At 61.6% G+C, this 26,303-nt stretch carries 24 protein-coding genes and 1 other RNA gene; 17 read left to right on the top strand and 8 right to left on the bottom strand.

Features of this window, described 5'->3' with window-relative positions; translation table 11 throughout:
• The first annotated feature begins 424 nt into the window (after positions 1-424).
• From LHU53_RS09155 to LHU53_RS09135, 5 genes are all read left to right on the top strand, one after another.
• Positions 425-1,795, top strand: a complete 1,371-nt coding sequence (locus tag LHU53_RS09155; RefSeq protein WP_227332336.1) for an amidohydrolase — start codon at positions 425-427, stop codon at positions 1,793-1,795.
• Between the two features lie 255 nt (positions 1,796-2,050).
• Positions 2,051-2,797, top strand: a complete 747-nt coding sequence (locus tag LHU53_RS09150) for a cyclopropane-fatty-acyl-phospholipid synthase family protein (protein ID WP_227332335.1) — start codon at positions 2,051-2,053, stop codon at positions 2,795-2,797.
• Between the two features lie 38 nt (positions 2,798-2,835).
• On the top strand, positions 2,836-3,342 hold the full coding sequence (locus LHU53_RS09145) for a DUF523 domain-containing protein (RefSeq protein ID WP_227332423.1): 507 nt from the start codon (positions 2,836-2,838) through the stop codon (positions 3,340-3,342).
• 322 nt (positions 3,343-3,664) lie between these two features.
• Complete coding sequence (locus LHU53_RS19870; protein ID WP_370632264.1) at positions 3,665-4,135, top strand: type II toxin-antitoxin system RelE/ParE family toxin; 471 nt, start codon at positions 3,665-3,667, stop codon at positions 4,133-4,135.
• A 159-nt stretch (positions 4,136-4,294) separates the two neighbouring features.
• Positions 4,295-4,690, top strand: a complete 396-nt coding sequence (locus tag LHU53_RS09135) for a hypothetical protein (protein ID WP_227332334.1) — start codon at positions 4,295-4,297, stop codon at positions 4,688-4,690.
• 425 nt (positions 4,691-5,115) lie between these two features.
• Here the strand turns inward: LHU53_RS09135 and LHU53_RS09130 are convergent, their stop codons facing one another.
• The 5 genes from LHU53_RS09130 to cysK form a co-directional block, all read right to left on the bottom strand.
• Positions 5,116-6,444, bottom strand: a complete 1,329-nt coding sequence (locus tag LHU53_RS09130) for a HipA domain-containing protein (RefSeq protein ID WP_227332333.1) — start codon at positions 6,442-6,444, stop codon at positions 5,116-5,118.
• Positions 6,441-6,752: a transcriptional regulator gene (locus LHU53_RS09125; protein ID WP_227332332.1), complete on the bottom strand. Its 312-nt coding sequence runs from the start codon at positions 6,750-6,752 to the stop codon at positions 6,441-6,443. The genes LHU53_RS09130 and LHU53_RS09125 overlap by 4 nt, the downstream gene beginning before the upstream one ends.
• 447 nt (positions 6,753-7,199) lie before the next feature.
• Complete coding sequence (locus tag LHU53_RS09120; RefSeq protein WP_227332331.1) at positions 7,200-8,999, bottom strand: NAD(P)/FAD-dependent oxidoreductase; 1,800 nt, start codon at positions 8,997-8,999, stop codon at positions 7,200-7,202.
• Between the two features lie 74 nt (positions 9,000-9,073).
• Positions 9,074-10,417 carry an NADP-specific glutamate dehydrogenase gene (gene gdhA / locus LHU53_RS09115; protein ID WP_227332330.1) on the bottom strand — a complete coding sequence of 448 codons (1,344 nt, stop codon included), beginning with the start codon at positions 10,415-10,417 and terminating at the stop codon, positions 9,074-9,076.
• Between the two features lie 169 nt (positions 10,418-10,586).
• Positions 10,587-11,504 carry a cysteine synthase A gene (cysK, locus tag LHU53_RS09110; protein ID WP_227332329.1) on the bottom strand — a complete coding sequence of 306 codons (918 nt, stop codon included), beginning with the start codon at positions 11,502-11,504 and terminating at the stop codon, positions 10,587-10,589.
• A 133-nt stretch (positions 11,505-11,637) separates the two neighbouring features.
• On the opposite strand from cysK, the gene rnpB reads away from it, so the two are divergent.
• Positions 11,638-11,981, top strand: an RNA gene (rnpB, locus tag LHU53_RS09105) — RNase P RNA component class A.
• 48 nt (positions 11,982-12,029) lie between these two features.
• On the opposite strand, the gene LHU53_RS09100 is transcribed toward rnpB, so the two are convergent.
• Positions 12,030-12,551, bottom strand: a complete 522-nt coding sequence (locus LHU53_RS09100) for an Rrf2 family transcriptional regulator (RefSeq protein WP_227332328.1) — start codon at positions 12,549-12,551, stop codon at positions 12,030-12,032.
• 138 nt (positions 12,552-12,689) lie between these two features.
• Here LHU53_RS09100 and nhaR point away from each other — a divergent pair, with 138 nt between their 5' ends.
• Both nhaR and ddpX read left to right on the top strand, forming a co-directional pair.
• Positions 12,690-13,586, top strand: coding sequence for a transcriptional activator NhaR (gene nhaR, locus LHU53_RS09095; RefSeq protein ID WP_227332327.1), 897 nt, complete (start codon positions 12,690-12,692; stop codon positions 13,584-13,586).
• A gap of 29 nt (positions 13,587-13,615) precedes the next feature.
• The gene (gene ddpX / locus LHU53_RS09090) at positions 13,616-14,164 is read left to right on the top strand and encodes a D-alanyl-D-alanine dipeptidase (RefSeq protein ID WP_227332326.1); all 549 of its coding nucleotides are present in this window, start codon (positions 13,616-13,618) and stop codon (positions 14,162-14,164) included.
• A 3-nt stretch (positions 14,165-14,167) separates the two neighbouring features.
• Here ddpX and LHU53_RS09085 read toward each other — a convergent pair whose 3' ends face one another.
• The gene (locus LHU53_RS09085; protein WP_370632263.1) at positions 14,168-14,923 is read right to left on the bottom strand and encodes an RNA pseudouridine synthase; all 756 of its coding nucleotides are present in this window, start codon (positions 14,921-14,923) and stop codon (positions 14,168-14,170) included.
• Positions 14,924-15,257: 334 nt separating this feature from the next.
• Complete coding sequence (locus LHU53_RS09080; protein ID WP_227332324.1) at positions 15,258-16,952, bottom strand: MBL fold metallo-hydrolase; 1,695 nt, start codon at positions 16,950-16,952, stop codon at positions 15,258-15,260.
• Between the two features lie 339 nt (positions 16,953-17,291).
• On the opposite strand from LHU53_RS09080, the gene dapF reads away from it, so the two are divergent.
• The 9 genes from dapF to hslV all read left to right on the top strand — a co-directional run bounded on the left by dapF (position 17,292) and on the right by hslV (position 26,185).
• Positions 17,292-18,161 carry a diaminopimelate epimerase gene (dapF, locus tag LHU53_RS09075; protein WP_227332323.1) on the top strand — a complete coding sequence of 290 codons (870 nt, stop codon included), beginning with the start codon at positions 17,292-17,294 and terminating at the stop codon, positions 18,159-18,161.
• 8 nt (positions 18,162-18,169) lie between these two features.
• Positions 18,170-18,889, top strand: coding sequence for a DUF484 family protein (locus tag LHU53_RS09070; RefSeq protein WP_227332322.1), 720 nt, complete (start codon positions 18,170-18,172; stop codon positions 18,887-18,889).
• A gap of 17 nt (positions 18,890-18,906) precedes the next feature.
• On the top strand, positions 18,907-19,884 hold the full coding sequence (locus LHU53_RS09065) for a tyrosine recombinase XerC (RefSeq protein ID WP_227332321.1): 978 nt from the start codon (positions 18,907-18,909) through the stop codon (positions 19,882-19,884).
• A 34-nt stretch (positions 19,885-19,918) separates the two neighbouring features.
• The gene (locus LHU53_RS09060; RefSeq protein ID WP_227332320.1) at positions 19,919-20,230 is read left to right on the top strand and encodes a hypothetical protein; all 312 of its coding nucleotides are present in this window, start codon (positions 19,919-19,921) and stop codon (positions 20,228-20,230) included.
• A gap of 126 nt (positions 20,231-20,356) precedes the next feature.
• Positions 20,357-21,538, top strand: coding sequence for a class I SAM-dependent rRNA methyltransferase (locus LHU53_RS09055; RefSeq protein WP_227332319.1), 1,182 nt, complete (start codon positions 20,357-20,359; stop codon positions 21,536-21,538).
• 52 nt (positions 21,539-21,590) lie between these two features.
• Positions 21,591-22,640, top strand: coding sequence for a GTP-binding protein (locus tag LHU53_RS09050; protein ID WP_227332318.1), 1,050 nt, complete (start codon positions 21,591-21,593; stop codon positions 22,638-22,640).
• Between the two features lie 517 nt (positions 22,641-23,157).
• Entirely contained in the window at positions 23,158-23,886 is a 729-nt protein-coding gene (dksA, locus tag LHU53_RS19865) for an RNA polymerase-binding protein DksA (RefSeq protein WP_227332317.1), read from the top strand.
• 40 nt (positions 23,887-23,926) lie between these two features.
• A complete protein-coding gene (locus LHU53_RS09040; RefSeq protein WP_227332316.1) occupies positions 23,927-25,624 on the top strand; it encodes an STAS domain-containing protein in 1,698 nt (565 codons plus the stop codon).
• Between the two features lie 15 nt (positions 25,625-25,639).
• Positions 25,640-26,185 (top strand): ATP-dependent protease subunit HslV, encoded by a 546-nt coding sequence (gene hslV, locus LHU53_RS09035; protein ID WP_227332315.1) that lies wholly within the window; start codon positions 25,640-25,642, stop codon positions 26,183-26,185.
• Positions 26,186-26,303: the final 118 nt, after the last annotated feature.

Raw genomic sequence — 26,303 nt, 5'->3', positions numbered from 1 at the left:
GCTCGTCAGCTCGCCGGGTCGTCCATCGCCACCCATCCAGTATCCACCCCGTCGCGCGCTGCCCACGGGGTTTTGGTTTCTTCACGTCACCCTCTTTCAATCGCCAAGTGCTGAATTAAAACGTCCGCTTTGGCGGACGTTGTTGCCAACAAGATCTGCGTGGCCTTTGGAAAACCCGGGATTGCGACACCTATTCGAACAATCACAGCGGCATTGTTGAGAAGGTGTGATGGCTTGATCTTGACGCAGTTTCTTTCGGTACCTCGGTTGGAGAATTTCTGCACAAACGGAATCGATGACGTTTTTTCATGATCGGTGCCCAACTAGCCGGGCCGCTGATGGTGTCGAAACGGCAGGGACGACGTTTGTGGCATCCATGGGTCTTTCGAACAGCACACTGGTTCAAACCAAAAGGAAACGCTAAATGCAACACTTCAACAGCATTGAAATGAACGTCAACCGCCGCCGCATCATGCAGGCCGGAGCAAGCGCCGCCGTGGGCGCGCTAACCCTCGCTTCGGCGACTGCACAGGCGGGCCAGAACCCAGCCCGTCAGCCTGCCAGCGGCAGCGCCAAGCCCAAGGAAGCGCGCTTCTGGCTGACCAACGTGACACTGGAAGATGGCTTTGAGCGGGGCGCCGAGAACCAGGTGTTGTCAACCAAGACACGAAAGGCCCATTTGCTGATTGAAAACGGCAAGATCATGTCCATCGCTGAATCACGACCCGCTGACGGCTTGCCCCAGTACGACATGAAGCAGAGTCTGGCACTTCCCTCATTTGCCGACATGCACATCCATCTGGACAAAGGCCATTACGGCGGGCCATGGAAGGCCGCCGTGCCGTTTGTCAGCGTCGCACAACGCATCAAGGAGGAGGAGGGTTTTCTGGTGCCATTTCTGGCCGACACCCCCAAGAAGGCCAAGGCGCTGATTGACCTCAGTACCAGTTTTGGTACCACCCACATGCGTGTCCAGTGCAACGTCGACCCGGTGCAGGGTTTGCGCAACAAGGACAAGGTCCTGGAGGCGCTGACCGCGTATCGAGACAAGATTGACTTTGACATGGTGGCTTTCCCGCAGCATGGATTGCTCAAGCACGTCAAATTGATGGACGAGGCCATGCGCAATGGCTTCAACATCGTCGGTGGCCTCGATCCCACCTCCATCGACGGCGATGTCGAGCGCTCGCTGAACACGACCATGGAACTGGCGGTCAAACACAACGCCCCGATCGACATGCACCTGCATGAACCGGGTGCCCAAGGCGCCTCTGTGATCTCGCGCCTGGCCAAACTGACCGAAGACGCCGGCTGGCAAGGTCGGGTCACCGTCAGCCATGCCTATTGCCTGGGGCAACTGAAGGGCAACCCGATCCTCGATGAGGTGCTCAGTCGCATGGCGGCTGTGAAAATGCAAGTCATTTCGACCGCGCCCATCGATACGCCGGCCCCGCCCGTCAAAGAACTCGCCAGCAAGGGCATCATGCTGCACCTGGCCACCGATTGCATCAATGACCACTGGTCGGCTTACGGCAGCGGCAGCATGATCGAACGTGCCAGCCGCCTGGGCGAGATCAATGGCTGGGACGACGAGTACAGCCTGAACCGCGCGCTGAAGTACATCACACGCGGCGTGGCGCCGCTGGACGACCAGGGCAAAGTGGTCTGGCCAAAGGTGGGCGATAACGCTGACCTGACATTCGTCGCAGCATCGTGCTCAGCCGAGTTGGTCGCCCGTCGCAACCCGGTGGACGCGGTATTGCGCCGCGGAAAAGCATCGGTCTGGAACATCTGATCATCGCCATCGCGTGACTGGAGAGCGGTCCGAAGTGCTGGCAACGCTGCCTGACTTCGGACTTTGCAGTTCAGGCGGAGATGCCGTGCGCGCCATTGCCGTGGGGGCTGTTGCCGCCGGTCGATAATTGAGCTTCTTATAGAGGTTTTAGTCAATCGAGCGTGGGCTGCAACGAGGGTGTACATCGTTATGTAAACGGCAACATCACACAGGCCGTCGCCACATCGCCTCACACCCCTCAGGAATCTCTCCACCATGGACATCCCTCGGATCTTCACCATCACTGAGAGCGCACACCGCATCCACAACCCGATCACCGCCGACAAACTTGCCAGCCTGGGCGCGGCATTGCGGCTGGCCCCCGGGGCCAGTGTGCTGGACCTGGGCAGCGGCTCGGGCGAGATGTTGTGCACCTGGGCGCGCGACCACGGTGTCACCGGCACCGGCGTCGACATGAGCCAGCTGTTCACCGAGCAAGCCCAACATCGCGCCGAAGAACTCGGCGTGGCCCACCAGGTCAAGTTCATCCACGGCGATGCAGCGGGTTTTGTCTCTGAGCAGAAGGTGGATGTGGCCGCCTGTGTGGGTGCCACCTGGATCGCTGGCGGCGTTGCCGGCACCATCGCGCTGCTGACGCAGAGCCTGCGCCCCGGCGGGATCATCCTGATTGGTGAGCCGTTCTGGCGCCAGTTGCCGCCGACAGAAGAGGTGGCCAAAGGCTGCCTGGCCCACGCCATCAGCGACTTCCTCACGCTGCCAGCACTGGTGGCATCTTTTGGCCAGCTGGGTTACGACGTGGTGGAAATGGTGCTGGCCGACCAGGACGGCTGGGACCGCTACGAGGCCGCCAAATGGCTCACCATGCGCCGCTGGCTGGAGGCCAACCCGGGCGACGAATTCGCGCCCGAGGTGCGCGCCCAGCTGAACGCCGAGCCCACGCGTTACGCCACCAACACACGTGACTATCTGGGCTGGGGCGTGTTTGCACTGATGCAGCGATGAGCAGCGCCGCCTCGCACCCCAGCGTCTGGCCGGCACCGATGCCGCTTGTGCTGGTCAGCGCCTGCCTGCTTGGCCAGCCCGTGCGTTACAACGCCATCCACAAACGCTGCGAGAGTGAGGTGCTGGCGCAATGGCTCGCGCAAGGCCGCGTGATCCCAGTCTGCCCCGAGGTTTCGGGCGGCCTGCCCGTGCCACGCCCACCCGCAGAGATCACTGCAGGTGCCGGTGGCGCCAGAGTGTTGTTGGGGCAAGCCAGGGTGTTTGACCGACAGGGCCAGGACGTGTCGGATGCGTTCATCTCCGGCGCCCAGCACGTGCTGCTGCAAGCCCAAAGCCAAGACATCCGCGTGGCCGTGCTCAAGGAAGGCAGCCCATCCTGCGGCTCGGGCTACATCTACGACGGCACGTTCGCAGGCGTGCGGGTGGCCGAGCAAGGTGTGTTGGTAGCCTTGCTGGAAAGCGCTGGTATCAGGGTCTTTAGCGAGGACCAGTTTGTGGACGCGAACGAGTTGCTGCTGTGGCTGGAGGCAGGGGAAACGGCCTGACCCAAAGCCAACACGCCATCCCGCAAGTGTGACTAGGTTGATATGGTATTGATAGCTTTTTCCCCTTGATTCATGAGGGCTAGAGGCATTTTTGTGTCAATGCGTCGAGGGGTGAGATGGGCATGGACCCGCGCCGATGCATCACTCCACCACTTAGAACCGTTGCGCCCGCGCCACCGAAAGAAAAACTTCGCCCGACGCGGGTCTGTCCCGGTGATGCGCTGGCTATAGTGCTTGGACCCCAGCAGCTCCCACTTATGTCGTCGTTTGGTTTGGGGCAACCAAGATAGAAGTTCGGCAGCGGAACGTTAGGCCATTTCATATGAGCATAGGACGCACAATCATGCGGCTATTTCGAGACCAAACAGTTGCCCTTGAGGTATTCGCATATGAGTACGAGTACCTTGCTGAGTTGCGTGAACTATGGTCTCGTCATGAACCTCAGCCAGAAAGCACGCTTGAGGAGTCTGATGATGAGTTTGATTCTGGAATTCGATTTTCTAGAGCACGACCTCGACCTATGGCATGGTCGATCGCCTTCACTTCAGACTTTCGAAAGTCTGTTGCGGACATCGACAAGAAGCTTCAAGGACGCATTCTGGAAGTTATATCCAACCTATCACAGGATCCTCTCACTGCACAAGGAGACACAAAGAAGCCACTCACGGGCGAATTCAAAGGCCTGTGGCGATATCGCATCGGAGAATACCGACTTGTGTATGAACCTGTTCTAGCAGATCAGCAAGTAGTTTTGTTGGAGTTCGCATCCAGAGGCTCAATCTATCAGCAATGAAACCATTGCCCAGCGAACCAAACAAGACCAACGCAACGTCGGAAGTGATGGACGCGGTCACACAACATCAAGATGCCGCCTCTCGACATGTGTTGTGCGCCAGTGGCCTCCAACGTTAGCCATTCAATTTATCCCATCGTGAACCGTGATCGCATATCCATGCTGACAAGTTTGGCTCTCCTGTCGACAGTTATGGTCATATGGGCTGAGATCTTCAATTTTTCTAAGACCGTTCGTCTTCCGGAGTGGGCGAATCTCCTACCGAGCCCCATTAATGTTCCCGCATATCTGACGCTGCTTTGCCTGATTCCCGCAGCCTTGGCTTCAACATCAGTCCAACGTACGGTTCAAAGCGTCGCCGCTTCTGTATTCATCGCTCCGCTGTTCGCTATTGCCGTATACGCATTAAACCCAATTCACCAGAATCCCTACCTGTTCGCCAATGCACTATTCAGTTATGGGTGGATAGTTCTGTTTCACTGTACTGCTCCGGCGTTTTTACTTTTGGCTGTTCGCGCAGCCGCTCATTACATGCAGGTAAAAAGGCATGGCTAACCGTTATATCCAAATCCAGCAGATTGGATCCCGGTTGCCAGGAGATTTGACTGGCAGCTCTGGGGTTCAATCGGACCTGCTTTCCTTGACAGCGTATCCAAACCGTTGAAGGCGAGTGGTGGGGTAACCGGGCGCAGAACCCATTCGCGTGATGAGACAGGTAGCGCACCACCTTCAGACGCAACACCCAGGCAAGCGGTTAGCCCAAGCCGTTTCCCGCGAGGGGGCCGGAGAACGGTTACCCCGCCGCTCGCCTGGCGCCACGCGAACCAAGTCCATCAAGAACTACATAGTTGATAGCTACAAGCCTTTGATAAACAAGGGCTTCAGGCTAATTTGACCAAAAACCATCCGACCAATTGCCATATCAGCGCCACGCCAGTTCTCATCGTGAAGAAGCAACTGGTCAGGCAAGGTTGGCGAGTTCAACGCTTTTGAATGCGCTCCAGCATGTCATGCATGACGATTTTTCGGATCGCCCGCAGCAGCATCAACTCTCCACCTTGAACTTGCCGCACGGCGTCTGGTGATGGGCTCTCTTGAATGAGTGATTCAAAGGTTTGGGTGATCTCGTCAAAAAGCAGGTCAGCCTTTTTGGGCAGGTCGCGTTCCATGGTGCTGAGTTCGCGGGCGGCTGTGGCTGGCGCCAGTCCCAAAGCCTCTCCGGCCTGGAGCAACTTGTCGCGGGTGATGTCGTTGAAATGGTGAGCGCCTTCAATGGACACCGCCATCTCCACCCGGGGCCAGGTGGCGTTTTGGTGGGCATAGGTTGGCGTGGCGTAGACTGCGGTGCTGAGCAGGTCGTAAAAAGGGGCGAGTTCGCTGCCTGCGCTGCTCACTCTGAACGAGATGTTCTTGAGGTGGTTGTCACCGTTGCCAACGATCACGTTAAACAGCAGCCAGCGATACAGCTGCACCCGGGCGACGGTCTTGGCGCGGCATTGCCGGATGGTTTCACCCAGGGTTTGCAGGTTGGCTTGCTGGTACTTGAAGGCGCGGGATTTGTCGAGCAACTGGCAGCTGTCAATGATGTGGAGCCGCTGCACGTTCGGGCTGCTTGTGCGGTCAAACCGCGCCACCAGGTACACCGGCGCCGGTGTGTAGAAGCGGTCAACATCAGGTACCTCCAGCCCCACGGCACGGGCCAAGCGCATGGTAAAAAACTCGTTGATCACCGACGAGGGGTAGTCTGGCGACAGCGCGTTTGGCTTGAGGATGTGGGTGGACGGCGTGCCCGCCAAAGGCTCGTACAGCTCGTTGCCCGCCTTGATCACCACCATTTTGTGCTGGGCACCGGCCAGCGACATGCGCTTGGGGGCATCGCTGCTTAAGCTGGCATGCGGTAGGTTGGCTATACGTTTTTGTAGCTCGGCACGGGTCAGTGGCTTGCGACCCTTTTCGGTAGACTCGGCCCCCGGCGCCAGCAGCACCAGCGAGCCCGCAGACTCTGCACCAAAGTGCTGGAGCAGGCCGAATGCGTCGGAGGTGTCGATGTTGGCCTCCTTGGCCAGCACATCTCGCAAGAGTTCTTCCGGCAGCAGGTTGTCAAAATACCATTGCACGCGCCGCATCGATGAGCCGTCGGTGTGCAGGGTGGTTTCCTTGGGCAAACCGGGCGCCAGGCTGAACGCCTCCGGGTCTTGTTGCCAGCTGGTCGCGTATTCAAAGGACCAGATGTCATCTGCCGCGCGAAGCTGCCCGACCAGGCGCTCATTCACGAAGACATTCAGCATCCGCGCTGCCGTGCTGGTCATGATGCGGCATCCTTGGCTGGTTTACGGGAGGTTCTTTTGGGCAGCGGCCTCAGGCCAGTTTCCTGCAGCTGCTTGAACAGGGGCAGGGCCGAGTCCGGCACATCCACTTGGAGCCGCAAACCCAGCTCCTGCAAAAGTTTGAGCGCCAAATCGAACTGCACACTTTCTTTGCCACGTTCGAACTCACCGGCAAACACCGGGCCAACACCAGCGGCGCCCGCCGCATCGTCCAGACGCACACCCTGGGACTTGCGCGTGGCGCGCAAGAGCATGCCAAGCTCAGCAACTGTCGTCACGGGTAACAGCATGGCGGCCCTCCTGAAATATATGCAAGCGAGTAGATTCTAAGTTGCCCCGCTGTTGTTAGTGAGAAATATATCCAAATGCATAGATTGTTGATGTATGCGGCTGAATTTGCAAAAAATCTAGCCAAATGCATAGATTTTTTCCACAAAAAAAGCTGTGTCAAAGCGCGAACCGAGAGCCCAAATATCTGACCCCAACAGCGCATCCCAAACCATTGAAGGCGAGTGGTGGGGTAACCGGGCGCAGAACCCATTCGCGTGATGAGACTGTTGGTGCATCACCATCAGACGTGACACCCAGGCCAGTGGCTAACTGAAGCCGTCTCCCGCGAGGGGGCCGGAGAACGGTTACCCCGCTGCTCGCCTGGCGCCACGCGCACCAAGCAATCCCAAAAAACGATAGCTACAAGCCCTCGAAGAATAAGGGCTACAGGCCAATTCGACCAATAACTACCCAACCACCCGCCGCGCCAAAGCCTCAGCCAGCTTGATGCCATCCACCGCCGCCGACAGGATGCCCCCGGCGTAACCGGCACCCTCACCACCCGGATACAGACCGGTGGTGTTGATGCTCTGGAAATCATCCCCACGCGGCATGCGCAAGGGGGACGAGGTGCGGGTCTCAACCCCGGTCAATACCGCGTCGGGCAGGTCAAAGCCCTTGATCTTTTTGCCAAACACTGGCAGCGCCTCACGCAGCGCGGCAATCGCGTAGTCGGGCAGGGCGGGGTGCAAATCACCGAGCTTGACGCCCGGTTTGTACGAGGGCAACACGCTGCCAAACTGGCTCGATGTTTCACCCCGGATGAAGTCACCCACCAACTGGCCGGGCGCTTCGTAGTTACTGCCGCCCAGCACATAGGCATTGGCTTCGAGCTGGCGCTGCAGGTTGATGCCTGCCAGCGGGTGCACGGCTTTCGGATCAAATGCTCTCAATTCAAGAGCTTCCTGCGCATATTGTCCGCCGGTCACAGGCCCAAAAGCCTCAATAAACGCGGCACTGTCCTGTGGGTAGTCGACGGGTTCGATGCCGACCACCAGCCCGGCGTTGGCGTTGCGCTCGGCGCGTGAGTATTGGCTCATGCCGTTGGTCACCACGCGGCCTGGTTCGCTGGTGGCTGCTACCACGGTGCCGCCTGGGCACATGCAAAAGCTATAGACGGCGCGGCCATTTTGCGCGTGGTGCACCAGCTTGTAGGCGGCGGCGCCCAGCACCGGGTTGCCCGCGTGGCGGCCCCACAGGGCGCGGTCGATCAGGCTTTGGGGGTGTTCAATCCGAAAGCCGACCGAAAACGGTTTGGCCTGGGTGGCCACACCGCGCCCATGCAACATGGCAAAGGTGTCGCGTGCGCTGTGGCCCAGCGCCAGGATCACCTGGTCGGCGCGCAAGTCGTAAGTTTGGCCGCTGGGCTGGTCCAGCACGGTGAGTCCACGCAGTTGGCGCTGGCCGTTGGACGTGTCGACTTCCACATCCATGACACGTTGCTCAAAACGAATCTCGCCACCGAGCGTGATGATGCGTTCACGCAGGTTCTCCACCACCTTGACCAGTTTGAATGTGCCGATGTGTGGGTGCGCCTCCACCAGAATCTCGGGCGGCGCGCCAAAGTTGACAAACTCGGTCATCACCTGGCGGCCCAGGTGGCGCGGGTCCTTGATCTGGCTCCACAACTTGCCGTCCGAAAACGTGCCAGCGCCGCCTTCACCAAACTGCACATTGCTCTCGGGGTTGAGCACGTGTTTGCGCCACAGGCCCCAGGTGTCCTTGGTGCGTTCACGCACCTTGCGGCCGCGTTCCAGCACGATCGGTTTGAAGCCCATCTGCGCCAGCACCAACGCGGCAAACATGCCACACGGGCCAAAACCCACCACCACCGGGCGCAGCGGCAGATTGGCGGGCACGGTGGCCACCAGCTTGTAAGCCATGTCGGGTGTGGGTTGGATGTGTGAGTTGCCCTGGAACTGGGCCAGCAACCGGGCCTCCAGCGCCGGATCGTTCAGTGTGACGTCGACGATGAACACCGCCAGCAGCTCGGCCTTGCGCGCATCAAAACTGCGTTTGAAGACGTGTAAATGGGTGATGGCGGCCTGGTCCACACCCAGCGCCTGGGCGCTCATTCGCGTCAGGGCCTCAAACGGGTGGATGATGGGTGCGCGGTCGGCGTCGGTTTCTGCCGGGGCATCGGCGGCGCGGCGGGTCACCACCGGCAAGGCGGACAGGGGGAGTTTGAGTTCGGAGAGTCTGATCATGGCGGGCTCGTGTTCATCAAGCAAGCCGCCGATGATAAAGCGCCGCCGCGCTAGCGGCGGCGATACGGTGGTGCTTAGATCACGCCTTGCGCCAGCATGGCGTCGGCCACCTTGACGAACCCGGCGATGTTGGCGCCGTCCACATAACTCACGCTGCCGTCCGCGCGGCGACCGTGTTGCAGGCAGGCCTCGTGGATGTTTTTCATGATGCTGTGCAGGCGGGCGTCCACTTCTTCACGCGGCCAGTTCAGGCGCATGGCGTTCTGGCTCATCTCCAGGCCCGAGGTGGCGACACCGCCGGCGTTGCTGGCCTTGCCGGGGGCGTACATCACCCCGGCTGCTTCAAACACCTTGACAGCTTCCAGCGTGGAAGGCATGTTGGCACCTTCGGCCACACACTTGACACCGTTTTTCACCAGCGTCTGGGCGTCGTCACCGTTGATCTCGTTTTGCGTGGCGCAGGGCAGCGCCACATCCACCGGCACGCCCCAGGGGCGACGACCCGGCTCGAAACGGGCCTTGATGCGGTCGGCGTAGTCTGACACCCGGCCATACAGCTCGTTTTTGACTTCCATGAGTTCAGCCAGCTTGGCCGGGGTGAAGCCATCCTCATCAATGACAGTGCCACTGGAGTCCGACACCGTGACCACCTTGGCGCCCAGGGACATGGCTTTTTCAATGGCGTACTGGGCCACGTTACCGGCGCCCGACACGCTGACGCGCAGCCCGTCAAAATTCATGCCTTTGAGCTTGAGCATTTCTTCGGCGAAGTAAACCGTGCCGTAGCCCGTGGCCTCCGGGCGGATCAGTGAGCCGCCAAACGACAAACCTTTGCCGGTGTACACACAGTCGGCACGGTTGCTGAGTTTTTTGACCATGCCGGCCATAAAGCCCACTTCACGCCCACCCACGCCAATGTCACCCGCCGGCACGTCGGTGTCAGACCCGACATGACGGAACAACTCGGTCGCAAAGGCTTGGCAGAACCGCATGATTTCCGTCGGGCTCTTGCCTTTGGGGTCAAAGTTGGCACCGCCCTTGGCACCACCCATGGGCAGCGTGGTCAGCGCGTTCTTGAAGGTTTGCTCGAAGGCCAGAAACTTCAGGATCGACAGGTTCACCGAGGGGTGAAAACGCAGGCCGCCTTTGTACGGACCAATCGCCATGCTTTGCTGGATGCGGTAACCCCGGTTGACTTGCACCGTGCCATGGTCGTCGATCCAGGACACCCGGAAAATGATGGTGCGCTCGGGTTCGACCAGACGATCAAGCAGGCCTTGGTCGGCATATTTCGGGTGGGTCGAGATAAAGGGCCAAAGACTGTCCATCACTTCCGTGACCGCTTGCAAGAATTCGGGCTGGCCCGGGCTGCGCCGTTCAAGCTGTGTCAAAAAGGCGTGTGATGAGGGGTATTTCATAAATCATGCTCCATAAAAGTGCATGTCATTATAAAAAACCCCACTGTTCACACCGAGGCGTTACTATTTTTGGTGCTTAAAAATTCTTTCTCGGTGCATGACGAAAAAATGACGCAAAGAAAGAACCAAAGTGGGGCGCCAAGGCGCCCGTGTCAGTGTGCTGCGTTGGTCAGCCTGGTAAAAAGCCCTCGACGGACAAGTAGCGCTCGCCAGTGTCGTAGTTGAACCCCAGAACGGTGGCGCCTGCGGCAATCTCGGGCAGTTTCTGTGCAATGGCCGCCAAGGTGGCGCCGCTGGAGATGCCGACCAGCAGCCCTTCTTCAGTCGCACTGCGGCGGGCGTATTCGCGCGCCGGTTCGGCGTCCACCTGAATCACGCCATCCAGCAGCTCGGTTTTCAGGTTTTTGGGGATGAAGCCAGCGCCGATGCCCTGGATCGGGTGCGGCGACGGCGCACCGCCCGAGATGACCGGTGAGGCCGAGGGCTCTACCGCGTACACCTTGAGTTGTGGCCATTTCGCTTTGAGCACTTGCGCCACCCCGCTGATGTGGCCGCCGGTGCCCACGCCGGTGATGATCACGTCAATGCCTTCGGGGAAGTCGGCCAGAATCTCCTGCGCTGTGGTGCGGGCGTGCACCTCGATGTTGGCCGGGTTTTCAAACTGTTGCGGAATCCAGCTGTTGGGGGTGGCCGCGGCCAACTCCTGGGCGCGGGCAATGGCGCCTTTCATGCCTTTTTCACGTGGGGTCAGATCGAAACTGGCGCCATAAGCCAGCATCAGGCGGCGCCGCTCGATGCTCATGCTGTCGGGCATCACCAGAATCAGCTTGTAGCCCTTGACAGCCGCCACCAGCGCCAGCCCGACACCGGTGTTGCCCGACGTAGGCTCGATGATGGTGGCCCCAGGTTTCAAGTCACCCGATTTCTCGGCCGCTTCCACCATGGCCAGGGCGATCCGGTCTTTGATGGAGCCCCCCGGGTTGCCGCGTTCGGACTTCACATACACCTTGTGGCTGTTGCCAAACAGGCGGTTGATGCGGATGTGGGGCGTGTTGCCAATGGTTTGCAGGACGTTGTCGGTTTTCATCAGGGCTCCTTGAAAAGTCACGCGGTGGGGGTGGATACAGCTATTTTGAACCAGTTGTTCTGTCCATCGGGTTATATGCTTATGCCGTCAGGTGGACACGGCTTGGGCCCGATTGCCCCGATAATCCCATCGTGAAGCCCGCCAGACTGTCGCTGGTGCAATTCTGGAAACAGAGCACTGGAGGAACGTCCGGACTGCATAGGGCAGCGTAGCAGCTAACGGCTGTCCACTGAAAGACCGCAAGGTTATAAGGTGAGGATCAGAGCAACAGAGACGAGTCGCAACGGGGCAACCTGTTGCGGGTGAAACGGGCAATCTCTACGCGCAGCAATACCAAGTAGGCCAACGTTGACGGGGCCCCCGGAGTTGGCGGGTAGGTAGCACCGAGCCACTGAGTGATCAGTGGCCCAGATTAATGGCAGTCACGTCCGGGGCAACCCGGACGCACAGAATCCGGCTTATCGGTGGGCTTCACACTTTTATTTTCGTAGCGCCTGGCCCGGGCGCTATGGGGCGGTAGCCCGATCAGCCGCGTGCGAGCAGCGACTGGCCCAGTGCAAACACCGAGTTCGGCGCGTTGGTGCGCACGGTTTGCAGGCTGGGTTTTTTGAACACACCGCGGTTGGGCGCCGGCTTTTGCTCGATCTTCACGCCTTTGGCCAATTGCTCCAGCACCAGGCTGCGCAGCGTGACGGACTGCATGAATTCGGCCACCTTGGCGTTCATCGAGTCCCACAAATCCTGCGCCATGTCTTTGGCTGCAGCTTCCTCGCCCTGCAGTTTGGGCGCCGGGTCTTCCACGGCACTGATGATGTCGGCCACGGTGATGGCGTCGGTGCGGTGGCCCAGCGTGTACCCACCGCCGGGGCCGCGGGTGCTGTGCACCAGACCTTGCTGGCGCAGCTTGCTGAACATTTGTTCCAGGTAAGACAGAGAAATCTGCTGGCGTGCCGAAATGTCGGACAACGGCACGGGCCCGAGTTTTTCGCGCAGGGCGACATCAATCATGGCGGTGACGGCAAAACGACCTTTGGTACTTAAACGCATCTTTATTACTCCTGTCAGTGTCTGTCAAAGTGACACGGTTCGAACTATAAAGTTCAACTCACTTCGCGTAAATTCGTATTTAAGACATTTAAACTTCGATTAATACGAACAATCAGCGTCGCACATGAGGTCTGTTCCATGAACTTCAAGCATCTTTACTATTTCTGGGTGACAGCCCGTGCCGGTGGCATCATGCGCGCGGGCGAGCAGCTGCACACCACGCCGCAGACGCTCTCAGGCCAGATCAAGCTGCTGGAAGACTGGCTGGGGCGGGCGCTGTTTCGCAAAAACGGGCGCCAGCTGGAGCTCACCGAACATGGCCGCCTGGCGCTCGGCTATGCGGACCAGATCTTCAGTCTTGGGCAAGACCTGGAGACTGCGCTGCGCCAGACACGCAGCACCCAGAAGCGGCTGGACTTCCGGGTGGGCGTGGCCGACTCGTTGTCCAAATCCATCGCTTACCGGCTGCTGGAGCCCGCGTTTGCCATTGGCCAGCCGATCAAGCTGCTGGCCAGCGAGGGCACGTTTGATGAGTTGCTGGCTGCGCTGGCACTGCACCGGCTGGATCTGGTGATTGCCGATGAACCGATGCCGCGGCGGGTCAGTGTCAAAGCGTTCAACCATTCGTTGGGTCGCAGTGCGATGAGTTTTTTCTGCGCGCCGGGCCTCAAGTCGCGCATCCATGGCCACTTTCCGGCCTGTCTGGATGGCATGCCGATGCTGGTGCCTGGGGCATCCTCGTCCGTGCGGCGGCAATTGGAGGGCTGGTTTGCGCGGCATCGACTGGCGCCGGTGGTGGTGGGCGAGTTTGACGACGCGGCGCTGATGAAGGCTTTTGGCCGTGAAGGCCAGGGTGTGTTCATGACGCCCAGCGTGTTGGACGACGAGACCTGTGCGCAATTTGGCGTGGTGTGCATGGGGCGCACCGACGAGCTGGTGGAGGAGTTTTATGCGGTGTCGGTGGAGCGCCGCATCACCCACCCCTGTGTGCTGGCCATCACCGATGCGGCACGTGGTCAACTCTTCAGTGTTTAATCGACCCCCAGAAAATACAGAGCAAACGTATGCCGCTAGAAAAAATAAAGCACGCAGCGATCGATATCGACCTGCGGTATGCCACGCCCGACAACCTTACCGGGCAGGTCATTTACCACCATGCCATCGCCTTTTTGCACAAGGACGCCCTGGCCGCGCTGGTGTGCGCCGCCGACTTGGCGGTGGCGCAAGGCTTGCGGCTGCGGGTGTTGGATGCCTACCGACCGTCGGCCGCGCAGTGGCGCTTGTGGGGGGCGCTGCCCAACCCGAGGTTTGTGGCCGACCCGCGCATCGGTTCGATGCACACGCGTGGCGTGGCGGTCGATCTGACGCTGAACCACGCCGACGGCACGCCGCTGGACATGGGCACCGCGTTTGACGAGATGACCGAACAATCCCGCCACGGCTGCACCGACATCCCTTTGCTGGCGCAACACAACCGTCGCCTGCTGCTGGACGTGATGACCGCTGCGGGCTGGGTGCACCACCCGCATGAGTGGTGGCACTACAACCTGCCCGACCCCTGCCGTTTTCCGCCGCTCAGTGACGAGGTGGAGGGTGAGGCGCTGCTCAAATAGCGGCTAAAAGCGCTCGTGGGTCTGCAGGTAGCGCCACTGCCCCTCCGGCAGATGCGCCAGCGTGACGCGGCCGATGCGCAGGCGTTTCATGCTCACAATCTGCAGCCCGGCGCGTTCACACACATAAGCCGCCAGCCCGGGGTGCGCGCCTTTCACCGCATAACGCAGCCGGGTCGATGTCTCGCTGGTGCTGTTGACGCTGATCTTGACCGGCGGCAGCGTGTCCCGCGCGCTGGCTACCGGCGTGTTCAGACGGTGCAACTGTTCAGCCGACACCTCGCCCTGCACCTCCACCATAAATTCGTGCTCGATGACGGCAGCGTCTTCGGTCAGCTTGCGCAGCACGCGCCAATCCTGTGTGAACACCACCAGCCCGCTGGCGGCGGTTTCCAGCGGCACGCCCGCGCTCAGTTTGGCAAAGTGGCGTTTGAGCACCCGCTCACCGGACTCGTCTTGCGCCCAGTGGGTCGCGGCTTGCAGCAAGGTCTGCGCGGGTTTGACGCGTTGGTTGGCGGCGCCCGGTGGCGCCATCGCTTCCCAGCCGGGTGGTTTGTGCAGCAGCAGGGTGACCTCAGCCAGCGCCATCGGGTTGGCTTGCGGGTCGACCCGCACGGTTTGGTCCAGCACCCGCACCATGGGTTCTTCCACCACCTGGCCGTTGACCTGCACCCAGCCGCCTTCGATGATTTGCTCGGCCTCGCGGCGCGAGCAGTTGACCAGTGCGGCGACCCGTTTGGCCAGGCGTTCGCCAACCGGCACGGGCTTCGTGACAGGCGCGACAGGGCGCGGCCCCATCCGCTGATTGGGACTGGGCCGTGCCCGCACTTTGGGTGTGGCGCGGGCCGGTGCCGATGCGGTGCTTGGGCCAGGCGGTTGCCCACGCCGGGGTGGCTCGCTGCGCGTGGGCGTGGGTGCCGACGCGCGAGCGGGGGCGTTGGCTGATTGGTTTGGGGGCGCTTGGGTGCTTGAAGGCGCGCGGGTCGGGACCCGCAGTGTCGGGCGTGCGGGGGCTGCGGGTGGGGTGCGCGGAGGGCGGGGCTGGGTCATGCGGGCATGTTAACCCGCGTGACATGCCGGTGCGGGCAGACCGCGGTCAGTAGCGAGCCGGGGAGGCGATGCGTGCCAAGTGCGCCAGCAGCGAGCGTTTGGCCACCGGCCACATGCGCTCGGGCACATCGGCGTAGGCGAGCGCCAGCCAGTCGTCGGGCGTGCCATCGGGCAGCGCCTGCATGGCCGCCATCACTTGGGCCTCGCGCTGCAGGCGGTGTCTTTTGAGGCGGGCGATGGCTGCCAGCGCTTCGTCATCCGGCCCGCCGATCACATAGCCGTGGGCGGGCAGGATGAACTTCACGCCGAGCTCGACACAATGGCGGCTCAGCAGATCCAGCGAGTCCAGGTAGTCGTTCATGTCGCCATCGGGCGGGTCGACCACCGTGGTGCTGCCGTTGAGGATGTGGTCACCGCTGAACAGCAAACCGTCTTCCAGCAGCACCAGACACAAGTGGTTGGCGGCGTGACCCGGGGTGTGGATGACTTGCAGCGTGTGCCCGGTGGCCGCGGCGTCCATGTCGTCCAGCCCGGGCGCTGTCAGGTGCAAGGTTTCGTGCTGGGCCAGTTCGCGGTCCGGGGTGAAGGCGCTGGCGGCGCGTGCGGTCGGGGCGCTGGCCAGCCCCAGTATCGGGGGTGCACTGCGACCCGCTGCCTGGGCGCTGACCAGGCACATCGCCTGCAAGGGCCGTGCGCCGGGCGCGTGGTCCGGGTGCGAGTGGGTGCAGACGATCATGCGGATGTCGCCACCCGCTGCGCGCCAGAGTTTCTCCAAGTGCTCGGCATCGGCCGGGCCGGGGTCAATCGCGATGTAACCAGTGGCCGGGTCGCCCACCAGATAACTGTTGGTGCCCGGGCCGGTCATGGCGCCGGGGTTGGGTGCGGTCAGGCGCTGCACGTTTTTCAATAGCGGCACGGCGCGCTCACTTTGCCAGTCCAGCGGGTGCACGATCTGGCCGTGCGGGCACACCAGCGCCAGTTCGCCAAAGGGCATCTCGTGTTCCATGTAGCGCACCTCGCGTCCACCCATCAGCCCGGCACGCGGGCAACTGGTCCATAGCGGCTCTTCACTCTCGGCGCAGGCCTGCAACACAGCCGCCACGTTGTCAAAGGCCAGCAGGCGCTCCAATGTGCGGATGGTCGGGAAAATCATGAAGAAATTGCCCGCCGCATGCCGCGCCAGGGCATCTGCCGGGCGCAGCCAGACCGGCTCGAACTGCTCGGACTCATCGGCTACCGGGTGTTGGCCCTCGGGCATGCGCGCCACCAGAAACGGCACATCAAAGCGTTTGGCCAGGTCGCGGTCGGTGATCCAGCGGGCCAAGACAAACACCTCGTCCGCCGCCAAGCTGAGGCCGCGTGTGGCGCATTGGGTGAAAAAGTCGCGTTGGCGGTCCATCGCGTCAATGTCGGTCTGGTCGACCCAGCGGCCATCGGTATGGCGCGCCAGCAGCACACCCAGCTCTTCGAGGCTTTCGCGGATGGCGGCGATGGCCTCGGTCAGATGACTGTCGCTCTGGCCGGGGCGCCGCGTGGCCAGGTGATGGTGCTGGGCATCGGCAGCGTCCACCCCGCCGCCAGGAAACACATAAGCACCGGGCACGAAACTGGCCGTGGCCGAGCGCCGCGTCATCAGCAACTCCAGTCCATCGGGTGTGTCGCGCAACAGCAAAACAGTGGCGGCCAGGCGCGCTGGGGCGGGCTCGCGGGCGGGGTGAAGTTGTTGGGCGGGACGGGGCATGGGCAAATGATAGCGAGACGCTGTGACGGGACAACAGCGAAGAACTGAGGTGGCGGCGCAGTCGACCTGCAGGAATGCGTGGCAACCATCCATGAAGAAACGCAATACGGCATGGCGTGGGCGAGCCGCACACCCGAAGCGCCAGGGACGTGGGTTGGGCGGAGGTCGGGGGCGATTTCAAAAAGCGAAGCGTCATGAGCCCCCGGCATCTGCCCGGCCCGCGTCCCGGGTCAAAGCCGAAATGCCAGGTGTTAAAAGCGTGCGTTTCAAACGGATCGGCTGGATACGACACCCCCGCAAGTGGCCACCCAGCCCCAACGCACCATAGATAATGCCGCCATGCGCATCCCCTTTACCAAAATGCAAGGCGCCGGCAACGATTTTGTGGTGCTGGACGAAACACAAACCCGCTACGGCCTCACGCCCGAACACTACCGTTTTCTGGCCGACCGCCACTTTGGTGTCGGTGCCGACCAGATCCTGACCGTGCGCGCTTCCACCACCCCGGGCATCGATTTTTCCTACGTCATCCACAACGCCGACGGCGGCGAGGTGGAGCACTGCGGCAACGGCGCCCGTTGTTTCCTGGCCTTTGTGCGCCGCCAGGGCTTGAGCACCCAAGACCTGGTCACCGTGCAGACCATGAACCGCGTGTTGCAACTCCAGATGCAGCCTGACGGTCGTGTCACGGTCGACATGGAAGCGCCGGACTTTGAACTGGCCCACCTGCCGTTTGAAGCCAGCGGTTGGCAGGCAGAACCCTCTGGCGCCTGGTCTCAGTGGCCGTTGGCTGTTGATTTGCAAGGGCAGGCTGTTATTGTGAAAGTGGCGCTGGTGTCCATGGGCAACCCGCACGCGGTGACGCTGGTGGACGATGTGGACACCGCGCCGGTGCTCACCCACGGCCCGTTGATCCAGCAGCTGCCCGCGTTCCCGCGTAGTGTCAATGTCGGCTTCATGCAGGTGCTGGACCGCAGCCTTATCCGCCTGCGTGTTTACGAGCGCGGCGCGGGTGAAACCCTGGCTTGCGGCACCGGCGCCTGCGCCGCGGTGGTGGCGGGTATCCGCCTGGGGCTGCTCGATGCCACGGTGGATGTGGTCACCCACGGCGGCACCTTGACGATTTCCTGGCAGGGCGGCCACGCCCCGGTGATGTTGACCGGCCCGGCCACCGTGGTGTTTGACGGCGATATTGAACTCCCCAACTGAAGACAAGCATGACCACTTTCACCCAATTCCCCAGCGCCATCGGCAGCCCCATCACCGAAGACGACATTGCCAACTACCTGGCCAACACGCCCGACTTTTTTGAGCGCCATGCCGAATTGCTGGCCGCGGTGCAACTGTCCAGCCCGCACAGCCAGCGCGCGGTGAGCCTGCAGGAGCGCCAGGCCACGCTGCTGCGCGAGAAAATTCGTATGCTGGAACAGCGCATCATGGACATGATCCGCAACGTCAATGAAAACATGGTGTTGTCCGACAAGCTGCTGCAATGGGCGCGCACGCTGTTTCTCAACACCGACCCGCAGGCGCTGCCGCAACTGATCGCCGATGAGTTGGCCGACCAGTTTTCGGTGCCGCAAGTCGGTATCAAGGTCTGGGGCGTGGCGCCGCCTTACCAGGGCTACGCGTTTGCTGGGGGCGTGAGTGACGACGCCAAATCGTTTGCCACCTCGCTGACCGAGCCGTTCTGTGGCGTCAACACCGGGCTGGAAGCCATCAACTGGCTGCCCGAGCCGCAGGCAGCGGTGTCACTGGCGATTTTGCCGCTGCGTGGTGTGCCGGAAGCGACCGGGGCACACGGCGGGCTGGCCCCGGCGTTTGGTCTGCTGGTGCTGGCCTCGCCGGATGCGCAGCGCTTCAACAGCACCATGGGCACCGAGTTTCTGGCACGGATTGCCGAACTGGCCAGCGCCGCGTTGTCACGCCTGCGCTAAACAAGTCTGGCCGTCCCATGACCGACCCGCTGGTGCAGCGTTACCTGGACCATGTGCGCTTTGAGAAGCGGCTAGCCGAACGCACCGTGGCGCTGTACACGCTGGATCTCGACAAGCTGGCCCACAACGCTGCGTTGGCCGGGGTGGCGTTGCAGCAGGTGCAGAGTAGCCACATCCGCCGTTGGGTGGCGCAGATGCACAGTGGCGGTCGCAGTGGCCGGGGCATCGCGCTGATTCTGTCGGGCTGGCGCGGTTTTTACACCTGGCTGGGGCGTGAGGGCTTGGTTACCAGCAACCCGGTGCTGGATGTGCGGGCCCCCAAAGCATCGAAACCGCTGCCCAAAGCGCTGGCGGTGGCGCAGGCGGTGCAATTCGCCAATTTCGAGGACGAGCGCGCCAACCCCTGGCTGGAAGCGCGTGACGCGGCGCTGGTCGAGTTGCTGTACGGCGGCGGCCTGCGGTTGGCCGAGGTCACCGGGCTGGACGTGGCGGCCAGCGCCAGTGCGCGTGGCTGGCTGGACCTGCAGGCCGGTGAGGCGCACGTGCTGGGCAAGGGCAACAAGCGGCGCATCGTGCCGGTGGGCACGCAGGCGGTGCTGGCGGTGCAGCGCTGGCTGGTGGTGCGTGGGCAGGGCCTGCCAACGGTGACCAACCCGTCCGGCCACAGCGTTGCTGGGCCCGTAGTGGCGCCGCAACCGGCGCTGTTTATCGGTCGCAACGGCACGCGCTTGTCGGCGCAGTCGGTCTGGAAACGCTTGCGTGCGCGCAGTTTGCAAGCCGGGCTGGCGGCGCCGGTGCACCCGCACATGCTGCGCCACTCGTTCGCCAGCCATGTGCTGCAGTCCAGCAGTGACCTGCGCGGTGTGCAGGAATTGCTCGGCCACGCCAACATTCGCACCACCCAGATATATACCCGGCTGGACTTTGGCCACCTGACCCAAGCCTATGACGCCGCGCACCCGCGCGCGCGCCTCAAGCCGGGTGGTTCAAAATAGCGGTCTGTTCGTCAATTACATCTACAGGAACCTTATGCAAAAGCAAATCAGCGTGGTGTTGGACAAGGGGGTCGAATTTGCCTTTCATGTGCCCGAGGGCGTGCCGCTGGCCCACGATGTCGCCCGGGCCTGGCTCGACAAACAATTCATCGAGCTGGAGTGCGAGCCGCTGCGCGCCAGCGGCAAGGTGCTCACCGCCGACAAGGTGCTGGTGGTGACGCAGGCCGCTGGTACCACCCTGTTCAATGACGCCCAATGGGTCGCCGGTTATGTGGCCGCGGTCAGTGCCGCTTTGGGCAAACCGATGATCCGCGTGGACGTGCCGTCCATGGCGATCACCTACTGATTTTTTTTGGGACAGACCAAGGCTACACGAAGTGAGCTTGCTCTGTCCCCAACCGATTTCGAAATGCGGGACCGACCAAGCGTTACGCGAAGCGAACTTTGCTCTGTCCCCAACTGATTGCCTACCTTGAAATCGATCCGTTTGCGCGCTGGCAAGGAGCGTTCGCTTCTGCGTCGGCACCCCTGGATATTTGAATCAGCCATCGCCAAAGGCGGTGGGGATGCGGGCGAAACCGTGCGTGTGGAATCTGCCGAGGGGCAGTTTCTGGGCTGGGCAGCGTTCAGCCCCAGCTCGAAGATTCGCGCCCGGATCTGGAGTTTTGATGAGGCCCAACGTATCGATGCCTCGTTTTTTGCAGCGGCTTGTGCCAAGGCGGTCCAGGCCAGAGCGCGGTTTGACATCCAAAGCAACGGCGTGCGCCTGATCCACGGTGAATCTGATGGGCTGCCCGGGCTGATTGTGGACCGCTACGGCGACACGCTGGTGGCGCAGTTCACCAGCGCCGGGGTCGAGCGCTGGAAAGACGTGATCGCGGACGCGCTGCTGGCCACCACGGGCCTGACCAAGCTGTATGAGCGCAGCGACGCCAGCAGCCGTGCCCTGGAAGGTCTGCCCGAAGCCACGGGCTGGCTGCGCGGCACCGGACCGGTTGACCTGCTGCTGCAGGAACACAGCTGGCAGCTCGCGGTGAACATCGCTGAAGGCCACAAGACCGGCTTTTACCTGGACCAGCGCGACAGCCGCAAACGCTTTTTTAACTACTGCCAACGGCTGAAAGTTGAGCGCGTTCTCAACTGTTATTGCTACACCGGCGGTTTCACCGTGGCCGCTCTGCAAGGCGGCGCGGCCCATGTCACCTCGATCGACTCCAGCGGCCCGGCGCTGGCCAAGGCAGCGGCCAATGTGGCGCTCAACGGCCTGGCGCCCGAGCGCGCCAGTTTCATGGACGCCGATGTGAATGCCTCGCTGCGTCAATTCGTCGAACAGGGCCGCACGTTTGACGCCATCGTGCTCGACCCGCCCAAGTTTGCCCCCACCGTAGCGCATGCCGAGCGCGCCGCGCGGGCTTACAAAGACATCAACCGGCTGGCTTTCAAGCTGCTGGAGCCGGGTGGCGTGTTGTTCACCTACAGTTGTTCGGGCGGCATCAGTGCGGATCTGTTCCACAAAATTGTCGCCTCGGCAGGGTGTGATGCCGGGGTCGATGGCTACATCCACGAGCGCATGGGTGGTGCGCCGGATCACCCGATGACGATCCATTTTCCCGAGGGTGAGTACCTCAAAGGGTTGGTGGTCATGCGTAAGTAGGCGCGCTGGGCTGGGTCGTTACACTCGCTGCCTTCCAACCCGCCTGCGCACCATGTCACTGATTCCTGCCACCATCCTCACCGGTTTTCTCGGTTCCGGCAAAACCACGCTCTTGAAACGTGTGTTGGCCGAGGCCCACGGCCAGAAAATTGCCGTGATCGAAAACGAGTTTGGTGAAGAAAACATCGACAACGACATCCTGGTGACCGACGCCAAGGAGCAGATCATCCAGATGAGCAACGGCTGCATCTGCTGCACCATCCGCGAGGACTTGCGCCAGGCGCTGCAACTGCTGGCCGCCAAAAAGCGCCAGGGCCTGATTGACTTTGACCGGGTGGTGATTGAGACCACCGGCGTGGCCGACCCCGGTCCGGTGGCGCAGACGTTTTTTATGGACGACGAGATCGCCGAGAGTTATTTGCTGGACTCGATCCTGACGCTGGTGGACGCCAAACACGCCAACCAGCAGCTGGACGACCGCCAGGAAGCGCGCCGCCAGGTGGGTTTTGCCGACCAGATTTTCATCAGCAAGACCGATCTGGTGCCCGCCGAGGACGTGGCTGAACTGCAGCACCGGCTGAGCCACATGAACCCGCGCGCGCCACAAAAGGCGGTGCATTTTGGCGAGGTGGCTTTGAGCGAGGTGTTTGACCTGCGCGGTTTCAACCTCAATACCAAGCTCGACATCGACCCGGACTTCCTGAAAGAAGACGACCACAGCCATGACCACGCCGGTCACGACCATGCGCCGGGCGAGGCCTGTAACCACCCGTCGCACCAGCACGGCCATCACCACGTGCATGACGACGATGTGAAAAGTTTTGTCTTTCGCTCGGACCGTGCGTTTGACCCGGCCAAACTCGAAGACTTTCTGGGCGCGGTGGTCAACATCTACGGCCCGCGCATGTTGCGTTACAAAGGTGTTCTTTATATGAAGGGCACCGACCGCAAGGTGATTTTTCAAGGTGTCCACCAGTTGATGGGCAGCGACCTGGGCCCGGCCTGGGGTCCGGACGAAAAACGTTGTAGCAAAATGGTGTTTATCGGTATCGACCTGCCACAAGACATTTTTCTGCAAGGTATGGAGCAAAGCCTTGTGTGAGCCTGTCTTTTAACCGCACCCAGGAAGAGTGATGTTTGTCTCGCTTTTGCAACTGATGGGTTTTTCGAAGGCTGCGCCAGTACACTCGCGCGCCGATGAGAAAGCGCCAACCGGCGCAACCAGGTTGCAAGCAGCGGCGCCAGCGCCCACTTCTTCTTCAAAAGCTCATAAAAAACCCGCCAGGAGACCACCTGTGAAAGCGCCAGTCGTGAAACAGAAAGCTGTACCCGCCAAAGCGGTTATTGCCGCCAAGCCAGCACCTGCTGCCAAAGCCATTCAAGCGGCTCCAATCAAAAAGGGTGAGGTCGCGTCTCCAGCAACCCCTGTCAAATCAGTCGGCCAACCGGTTGCCAAACCAGCAGATAAACCTGTTGCCCATGTGAAGCCAGCGGCGAAACCCGCCGTTGCCAAAACAGCGGTTGCCAAAAAAGTGGAAGCGGTCAAAAAGGCGGAGCCTGCCAAAGCAACTGCGGTGCCGCAACCCATTCCATCCCGTTCCCCAAAGAAGCCTCTATCCGTGACCACTCTCGATCAAACTGAAAACGTGACTTCCACTCCCAAATTCACCAGAGCCCCGAAACCCACAGAGTCCGCGGCTGCGGTCAAACCAGCCGCTGTGGCGCAACTCACACCGCTGGGTGTGCCGGTGCGCTCGGGCCGTCCTTCCTCACGGCTGGCGCAGCTGACTGTGCCTTCCATGGCGCAGTCGGTGGCCTCCACTGCGGCCAAAGCCAGTTTTACCCAGATGACGGCGGTGCAACCCATCGTGTCGCCGCTGGCCTCGGCCATCAAAAAAGACCCCAAGCTGGCCAACAACTGGAAGAAAAAGCCGGTGGCCGAGTTGACCGACGAGGAAGTCATCGCCATGTCGGACGATGACTACATGAACGATACGCAAATGGCGTTTTTCCGCCTGAAGCTGGTGGCGCTCAAGAACGACATCCTCAGCAACGCCGGTGAAACCACCGAACACCTGCGCGAAGACACCGTGGTGGTGCCCGACCCAGCCGACCGCGCCACGATCGAGGAAGAGCACGCCCTGGAGCTGCGCACCCGGGACCGCGAACGCAAGCTGCTCAAGAAGATCGAGCAGTCGATCAACCGCATTGACGCCGGTGACTATGGCTACTGCGACGAAACCGGCGAGCCCATTGGCGTGGGGCGGCTGTTGGCGCGGCCCACCGCCACGCTGTCGCTGGAGGCGCAGCAGCGCCGCGAACTCAAGCAAAAGATGTTTGGCGATTGACGCCACCCAGCGCGGGGGCTGCTTCGTATCAGGTGTGGTGATGGCGACCAAGGACACTCAGCCCGGCCTGTTGGCACGTGTCGCCAATTTTGTGCGCAGCCCGGCTGACGCGCCTGCCCGTGAGTTGGCTGAAGGCCAGGAAGATGGCGACAGCGGTAAGCAGGCCATCAAGCGCATGATCGAACGCCGGGCCCACAACGACGCGGTGCGTCATCGCGAGTTCAGTCAGCTGCGCAAGCTGCGCGCGGCGTCGCCTGCGGCGTTGTCAGAGATGGCCGCGCGTGCCTCCTTCTACTTGGACAGTTCGAGTTTCCCGGTGTCGGAGGAGCGTGCCACCACGCTGAAGAAAATCGACGAGATCGAAGCCCAGATGTCCAAACAGTGGTGGAAAGGTCACCAGGGCGTCAGCGCCGACAATGCCACAGCGGCCGCGCCTGCGCCCGCACGGTCAACACCGGGTACAGGCGCCCCGGCTTCAGAGTCAGAGGTGGTCACCTGCAACACCTTTGCGCCGACCCTGCCCACGAATTTGGGTGAACCGGTCGCACCAAAGTCCTCCCAGGTCGCGTTTGCGCCCACCCGCTACAGCGACAACACTGGCTACAGTGAGTTTTCCAGTTCCAAGATCGTGTCGATCGACATGGATCAGACGCTGTCGGACCCCGTGCTGGAAGATGCCGCCATCCGCTTTGCCAACAGCGATGACGCGGGTGCCGAAGCGGTGTTGCTGGTGGCGATCAACGGCAACGGGGCCACGCCGGCGTCCAAAGACACCTGGACCCTGGCCCTGCTGGACATGTACCGATCCACCGGCCAGTTGGCCAGTTACGAGCGTCTGGCCCTGGATTTCGTCCAGCGTACCGACCCGGTGGGGAGACGCCCCGAGGCATCCCGCCAACCGTCTTGGCCTGTGACGCCAACGGCAGGGGCGGCGTTGCCTGACATGGGCGCGACGAATGTCACCGTTTGGCAGTCGCCAGCCGTTCTTGACAGCGCAGCGCTGGCCCGGCTGCAGGCTTGCGTGGCGACCGGGCACAACCATGCCTGTCTGGATTGGCGCGCTTTGACAACCATCACCCCCCAGGCCGCAGTGGCCTTGACCGGGATGATGGCGCAGTGGTGCGAGCAGCCGCTGACCTTGCAATGGGACCATCTGGACGTTCTGGATGCCCTGCTGCGTGCCCAGACCCCGGTCGGTGACCGGCAGGTGGCCCGGTTCTGGTGGCTGCTGCGTTTGAACATCTTGCGGGTGCTGGGGTCGCAGGACGAGTTCGAGTTGGTCTCGATGGATTACTGTGTCACCTATGACGTGTCACCGCCCACCTGGCAAAGTCCCCGCTGTCATGGCGCGCCGGGTCCGCGCGCAGCCGCCAGGGCCAAGGCGTCGGACAGCGCTGCCGGACCGGACCACACCACCCGGATGCCGCTGGCCGAGCTGAGTCCATGGTTGGATGACAACGCCAGCCGGGTGGAACTCGCAGGTGAGGTTTTAGGCGCGACGGCCGTCGGCTTGAGCCCCTTGCAGGCTGCCTTGCAGGGCCCGGGTGATGTGCTGGTCGTTGCCGACAGCCTGGTGCGGGTTGATTTTTCAGCGGCAGGCAGCATCTTGAACTGGGTTGCCAGTGCGCAGGCGGCTGGGAAAAAGATCGAATTTTGCCGATTGCCCCATCTGGTGGCGGCCTTTTTCAACTTGATAGGTATCAATGAACACGCGCGGGTCACGACCCGCACCAACTAGGACAGCTGTAACGGTATGGAACAATTTCACGGAACCACTATCATCAGCGTGCGCCGCCAGACGCCCGAGGGTGTGCAGGTGGCCATTGGCGGTGACGGGCAGGTGACGCTGGGCACCATTGTGGTCAAGGGCACCGCACGCAAGGTGCGCAAGCTCTACCACGGCAAGGTGCTGGCGGGTTTTGCCGGCGCCACCGCCGATGCCTTCACGCTGTTCGAGCGTTTTGAAGCCAAGCTGGAAAAACACCAGGGCCACCTGGTGCGTGCCGCCATCGAGCTCACCAAAGACTGGCGCACCGACCGGGTGCTGCGCCGCCTGGAAGCCATGCTGGCAGTGGCTGACAAAGAGGCCTCGCTGATCATCACCGGCAACGGTGATGTGCTGGAACCCGAAAACGGCATCGTGGCCATTGGTTCAGGCGGTGCCTACGCCCAGGCTGCGGCGATTGCTTTGCTCAACCACACCGACCTGTCGGCCACCGAGATGGTCAAAAAATCGCTGGAAATTGCCGGTGAGATTTGTATCTACACCAACATGAACCACACCGTGGAGACGTTGTGAAACCTTGTGGGACAGACCAAGAGTTACACGCAGTGAACCTTGCTCTGTCCCCAACACTTCGTCGGATGTTGGCTGTCCACCTTGTTGGACAGACCAAGATTTGCGGAGCAAATTTTCC

The sequence above is a fragment of the Rhodoferax sp. U2-2l genome, assembly GCF_020594515.1.
Lineage (GTDB): Bacteria > Pseudomonadota > Gammaproteobacteria > Burkholderiales > Burkholderiaceae_C > Rhodoferax.
The sequence above is the reverse complement of the archived record's forward strand: the minus strand, read 5'-3'. Positions and strand labels throughout refer to the sequence as shown.